Genomic DNA, 6,249 nt, shown 5'->3' with positions numbered 1-6,249 from the left:
ATTCCAGCGGCCATTCCCCATCCAATTAGTTTCCCATCTCTCGTCATTGATCGTGGTTCCGGATTTCGTTTTTCCCAACCAAATTTTGCGCCAGCCTGGCGGAAACATTCCTTAAGTTCTTTGCTTGAATAAGGTTTACCGCTACTTCCATCACGATCTGAATAATTAATGAGCCGGAATTCTACGGGGTCAATCTTGGCCTTATGTGCAAGTTCATCTATTGTGCATTCGATAGGATGGAGGCCCGTCACTCCACCGGGGGCTCTCATATCCAGAGGGCTGGCAAGGTCAAGCGGAACCAGTTTGTAGTCCAGCTCAACATTTTCCGAAGGATAAATCATGTTTGCCCAATTCACGACTACTTCTGAATAGTCTTCGAAACGCGACGTTTCACCAATTGCGCTATGATACAAAGACTGTATTCTGCCCTCAGAGCCGGCGCTAAAGCGGGTATTTTGTATTGTTGCCGGGCGATAGCCAAAACTGAACATTTGGTGCCTGTTCATGCTGACGCGCACAGAGCGTTTTAGGTTGAGGGAAGCCATCACTGCCATAAAAAGCTGGTGTTGAGGTCGTAAACCTGAGCCGAAAGCTCCTCCTACAAAAGGTGAAATAACACGAATGTTTTTAAATGCTTTGCCAAATACATTTGCTACATACAACTGGCTATTTATAGCTCCCTGTGTTTTATCATAAATAATAAGTTTTCCGTCTGGCTCGTATACCACAGTTGATGCAAACATTTCCAAAGGATTATGATGTTCCATCCCATGGACATATTTCCCAGAAGCTTTTATCGCCGACTTATTGAAGACCTTTTCTGCATTGCCTTTGTCCTTAGGAGGCCCTGGTTTAAAAATGGATTCCAGCCCTTTTTTTGGCTTCCGTGCTTCGTCAAGGTTGGATTGAAGATCCGTTTCATGCGAATCCGATTCGTAGGTGATGTCAACAAGTGTAGCAGCGTAACGGGCTAGTTCAAAAGTTGTTGCTATCACAAGTGCTACGGGTTGGCCGTTAAATTTGATTTTCTTGTTGTGAAGAGGTTTGAACGGAACACCGGGTGGCGCATCCATATCTGCATATTTAAGATTGAGCCAGGCGGTGCTGTCACGGTTTTCATGGGTAAAAACTTTAATAACGCCTTTCAGAGCGGTTGCCTTTTCGGAATTTATACTCTGTATTTCGCCTTTTGTGATCGTGCTGTTTATAATATATCCGTAAAGCAAATCCTCACTGTTAAACTCAGCAGCGTATTTTGCTTCACCCGTAACTTTCGCATGTCCGTCAACTCGGCTTAAAGCTTGTCCGAAATATTTGGGTTCTTTACTCATGCTGTTTGTAGGTTTACAGCGATTAAGCCATTCCGTATAATCGCCCGTTTAGCCAGTTTGATTTTAAATGCATTGTGTTCATGTCCTCTTGCCTCATGAAGTATTATGTCCGCGGTGTCTGAGAAATTTTTCGCGTTTGGTTCTTTACCCTTCATAAAGTCTTCAGCTTCCAAATTCCTCCAGGGCTTATGTGCCATTCCACCAAGCGCAAGCCTTGCATCTATAATCAAACCATCTTCTATTTTGAAAGCTGTAGCCACTGAAACGAGTGCAAATGCATATGAAGTCCGATCACGAAGTTTCAGGTAGGAATAATGCACATCAAAACTTTCAGCCGGGAGGTCGATCGACGTGATGAGTTCCCCGGGATGCAAATTGTTGTCTAGATCAGGCGTATCGCCAGGGAGACGATGGAAATCGGCAAAAGCTATAATCCGGTCACCATGAACACCATGGGTATTAACCAGAGCGCCGAGTGCTGCCAGTGCAACACACATATCGCTGGGAAAAACTGCAATGCAACTTTCACTCGCTCCAAGAATAGCATGAATTCGGTTGAGTCCGCCGAGCGCAGAACAACCTGTTCCTGGTTCACGCTTGTTGCAGGGAGTGGCTGTATCATAGAAATAATAACACCGTGTTCGCTGCAATAGATTACCTCCATTTGATGCCATGTTTCTGAGCTGAGCAGACGCACCGGCCAGTATTGCCTGGCAAAGCAAGGGGTAGTTTTTTTGTACCCGATGATCGTATGCTGTGTCAGCATTTTTTACAAGTGCACCAAGTCTCAATCCTCCACCGGGAAGTTCTGTAATGGTATTAATTGAATCAATTTTATTTATGTCAATCAACGTATCCGGCCTGGAAACATTCTCTTTCATCAGGTCGATGAGGTTAGTCCCGCCAGCAATAAATTTTGAGTTACGATGATTGTTGAAGAGTGAAGTGGCTTCAATTGCGTCTTTAGCAATAAGATAGTTAAAGGGAACCATACTTGCCTTCTTTTACATCGATGATCGCATTAACGATATTGGTATATGCTCCGCAACGGCAGAGGTTGCCACTCATAAGTTCTTGTATGTCTTCTTTTGTATGTGCATGGCCTTCTTTTAACATTCCTGCAGCTGAACAAATCTGGCCTGGAGTGCAATAACCACATTGAAAAGCGTCATGGTCAATAAAAGCTTGCTGAAGTGGATGAAGCTGCCCATTACTAAAGCCTTCGATCGTTTTGACATTTGCCTGATCGTACATGACCGCAAATGTCAGGCATGAATTAAGCCGTTTGCCGTCTACCAGAACCGTGCAAGCCCCACACTGCCCATGATCGCATCCTTTTTTGGAACCTGTGAGATTTAGTTGATCGCGCAAAGCATCCAGAAGGCTAACCCAGGGGTGCAACTGAAGCGTATGCTGTTCGCCATTGATATTAATTGAAATCGAATGTTTTACCATTTGAGCAACGCTGTCCAATTTAAGTAAAGGTACCAGGGAGTTTTCTTTGTTCATACGATTAGTATTTATATCAGACCATTTGACAATTGTGCGAACGTGTAGCTTGAAAGAACCGGAGAGTCGTGTTAGGCGTTAAAATACGACTATTGTATGGAATATAGTCAGTATTCACCGCAAGGTAATGAAATTAGCAATGTTCATTTCAAGCCAGAATCTCAATAAAAAAGGCGGAGCACCTTTTCAGTCCCCGCCTTTTCAGTCAATATTATATCCTACTTCACTTCATATGCAACTATCGTATTTTTAAAGAATGTTGGCACATAGACCGTTTTAGAATCTTTATCAAAACCAATATCTGCAGTGTTCTTTTGAGTAGCTTTAGTGTCTAGTAATTTCTCTTTCGTTCCGTCAGCATTAACGTACCAAAGCAAACCTTCCCAGCATGAAATGATATAATCATTGCCTGATACGTTTTCAAGCCCATCAGCATTGCCGTCCAGCCCGTCTGCAATTTTTGTGAGTGTCTTATCTGCATTCACTTTATGCATGGCCTGGTTGTCGAGGATGAATATGTCGTTTTCATTTATGAATAAACCGTTGGGGCCGTTAAGCTTGTCCAGAAATAGTTCTGACTTCCCATTTTCTATGCGAAAAACTTGCTTCCCGGGAGAATCCGAAACATATATCACTCCTTTGCCGTCTATTGCAATATCATTGAGGCCTACAGACCCTGCAATAGCAACTTTCTGTTCTATCTTCCCTGAAGCAATATCAATAATAACGAGGTTCGTCAAATCTGCAGCATATAGCTTACCGTTGTACATACCTAGTCCTTTAGGGGATTCTAATCCGCTAACCCAATCTGTAGAAATAATTTTTCCATCTAAGCCGACTTTTCCTATAGAACCCTTCCCGTCAGCTTTCCATGGGTCCTGACCGTCAATATTCGATACATAAAGCACGTTGTTTGCTTTATCCAGCAGAACGGACTCTGGAACCTTAAGCATACTGTCGGTTTCCCATTTCAGAACCAGTTCATGTTTTACTGATTCAGAACCTGAAATTGAATCGACCTTGGAGCTGCCTTGTTGTGATGAATTATTACATCCAGAAGCTGCTATCACAAACAAAACGGGGATAATGAATTTTTTCATATATTTCTTTGAATTAGGTTGTTGTTTATTTAACACCCGAATTTATGAATTAACTCTGAACTCTGTTAAAAAATCGCATTAGCTTGTCCAATTTAGAACAAGAGCTTAAAAAAGATACTTATTTCGATATTACCTCCGGATGACGATGTTTTAAATAATCCAGTGTCGTCTCGTATACCTAAACTCCCGACGTTTTCTCGGTTAAATATTTCCAGTATCTTTTAGGAACATGCATAAGGTGTAATTTAGTATTCTTTCTTTCAGTAATGTTTACATGCGTAAAATACTCGCCCCAAAGTTTTTGATATAAAAACTCGCTTTCCGGGAAAATATCATTACTGACTGAATCTGTACCATGTTTAGTAATAGCCACCTCTGAAATGGTTGCAAGATCATAGTAAATGCCATAGCTTCGTTTCCGGTCGAAAATCAGCCAGCGCTGATCTGCAAATCTCTGCTTGAAATGTTTAGCTATGAGGGGAAGAACATTGTAATCTGGCTCGACCATAGCATAGTATAAATTATCTCTCGTTAACTGAAAACGTACAAAAGCTTCCATCCTATGTTTTTCACGGTGCACCATTCTGTCAACCTGGCTTATCCGAAGTACTGCCGCATTTGCGTAGGCATGTTCCGGGGACGCTTTCATATCAAAAGCCATTCGCATAAAAGCACAAATTTCATTTTCAATTTGTGGTAATTCTGAAAGGTAGCAGGAGTAAAGGCTGCTAAGCCCTTTTTTTGAAATTAATTTTGCCAGTCCGGCCCAAACCCTTCTTGCTAATAATTCATTAGTGTGTACGCTCACAGAAATGCTAAAGGCATCCGGCTGAAAATGTATCTCCTTCACCAGGGAAACTTCTTTAATTTTCTTCCAGTAAATTTCATAAACGCAGCACAGCATTCCGGCCCAGGTTCCATCAAAAATCAGAATCGTCATGTTTTTGGAATAACAGATTTGAGTGTTAAAAAAGGAGTAACTGGTTGACTTTGTGTTTTGAATACTTACTGTGAGATTCTGCAAGGATAAATTGCCTGATCTTCATTTCGGTGAGATCCCGGCGCTCGTACGAATTACTATTGCAGGTAATAAAATACTTCGCCCGATTGAGAGCCACACCAATTTTTTTTAAATGATCCCACGTTAACTTTTGAAATTTTCTTGCCTGAGTGATCTTAAAAGCGGACTGCCGTCCAATACCGGGGATTCGGAGAATTTGACTGATATCCGCCTTATTAATATTTAAGGGAAAGTGGTTTAAATTCCTGAGCGCCCAGCTTAATTTCGGATCAATATCCAGGTCCAGCGTAGGGTTTTCATCATTCAACAATTCCCGGATATTAAATCCGTAAAAACGCATTAACCAATCGGTCTGATAAAGCCTGTTTTCTCTAACCATTGGGACTGACGTACCGATGCCGGGCAAACGGATGTCGTTACTTATTGGGACATATCCGGAATAATAAACTCTTCTTAAATTAAAACGCTTGTAAAGTTTTTCGGCAGTATACATTATATCTCTGTCAGTTTCCTTACCAGCCCCGATTATCATTTGGCTGCTTTGACCAGCCGGGGCAAATAGTGGTGCATTCTTAAATAGTTTTTTTTCTTCTTTTTTAAGGATGATTTCTTTTTTCAAATAATCCATTGGCTGAATCATGTCCTTTCGATTCTTGTCAGGTGCAAGAAGTTTAAGTCCGCTCTCCGTTGGAATCTCAATGTTGATGCTAAGGCGGTCGGCATATAAACCGGCTTCATGCATTAATTCATCACTTGCTCCAGGGATTGATTTAAGGTGGATATAACCGTTAAACTTATGATCTGTCCGCAATTTTTTAGCCACCTGAACAAGACGTTCCATGGTATAGTCTGCATCTTTAAAAATACCGGAACTTAGGAAAAGACCTTCAATATAGTTGCGACGATAAAAATTAATAGTTAGGTCGACAACTTCCTGTACTGTGAACGAAGTTCGTTTGATATCGTTGCTTTTTCGAGTTACACAATACGCACAATCAAAAATGCACACATTGGTAAACAATATCTTCAAAAGGGAAACACAGCGCCCGTCTTCCGTATAAGTATGGCAAATACCATTTCCGGTATCGCCCAACCCTTTATTATGATTCTTACGGGTACTACCACTTGAGGAACAAGAAACATCGTATTTAGCTGCGTCGGAAAGGATCTGTAGTTTTTCAATTAGGCGCTCGGACATGATACAAAATTACTAATATTATTAGTAATTTTGTAATTAATACACAGATTTACATTCCATTTTGGTGTACCGTCATCTTTTAGAACCAAA

6 protein-coding genes are annotated in these 6,249 nt (G+C 41.3%); all 6 read right to left on the bottom strand.

The genetic code is table 11. The features are described 5' to 3' along the window. The coding region (locus tag ACLL8Z_RS09950; protein WP_411274629.1) for a xanthine dehydrogenase family protein molybdopterin-binding subunit at positions 1 to 1,331 on the bottom strand (1,331 nt) is incomplete at its 3' end. Then, positions 1,328 to 2,323, bottom strand: a complete 996-nt coding sequence (locus ACLL8Z_RS09945) for an FAD binding domain-containing protein (RefSeq protein ID WP_411274628.1) — start codon at positions 2,321 to 2,323, stop codon at positions 1,328 to 1,330. The genes ACLL8Z_RS09945 and ACLL8Z_RS09950, both read right to left, overlap by 4 nt. Then, positions 2,310 to 2,840 (bottom strand): (2Fe-2S)-binding protein, encoded by a 531-nt coding sequence (locus ACLL8Z_RS09940; RefSeq protein ID WP_411274627.1) that lies wholly within the window; start codon positions 2,838 to 2,840, stop codon positions 2,310 to 2,312. The genes ACLL8Z_RS09945 and ACLL8Z_RS09940 overlap by 14 nt, the downstream gene beginning before the upstream one ends. 218 nt (positions 2,841 to 3,058) lie before the next feature. Further along, positions 3,059 to 3,940 carry an SMP-30/gluconolactonase/LRE family protein gene (locus ACLL8Z_RS09935; RefSeq protein ID WP_411274626.1) on the bottom strand — a complete coding sequence of 294 codons (882 nt, stop codon included), beginning with the start codon at positions 3,938 to 3,940 and terminating at the stop codon, positions 3,059 to 3,061. A gap of 178 nt (positions 3,941 to 4,118) precedes the next feature. Beyond that, on the bottom strand, positions 4,119 to 4,880 hold the full coding sequence (locus tag ACLL8Z_RS09930; RefSeq protein WP_411274625.1) for a TIGR03915 family putative DNA repair protein: 762 nt from the start codon (positions 4,878 to 4,880) through the stop codon (positions 4,119 to 4,121). A gap of 25 nt (positions 4,881 to 4,905) precedes the next feature. Beyond that, positions 4,906 to 6,159, bottom strand: a complete 1,254-nt coding sequence (locus ACLL8Z_RS09925) for a putative DNA modification/repair radical SAM protein (protein ID WP_411274624.1) — start codon at positions 6,157 to 6,159, stop codon at positions 4,906 to 4,908. Between the last annotated feature and the right edge of the window lie 90 nt (positions 6,160 to 6,249).

This window comes from Daejeonella sp. (assembly GCF_046590655.1).
Lineage (GTDB): Bacteria > Bacteroidota > Bacteroidia > Sphingobacteriales > Sphingobacteriaceae > Daejeonella.
This window is presented reverse-complemented; position numbering and strand designations above follow the sequence as displayed.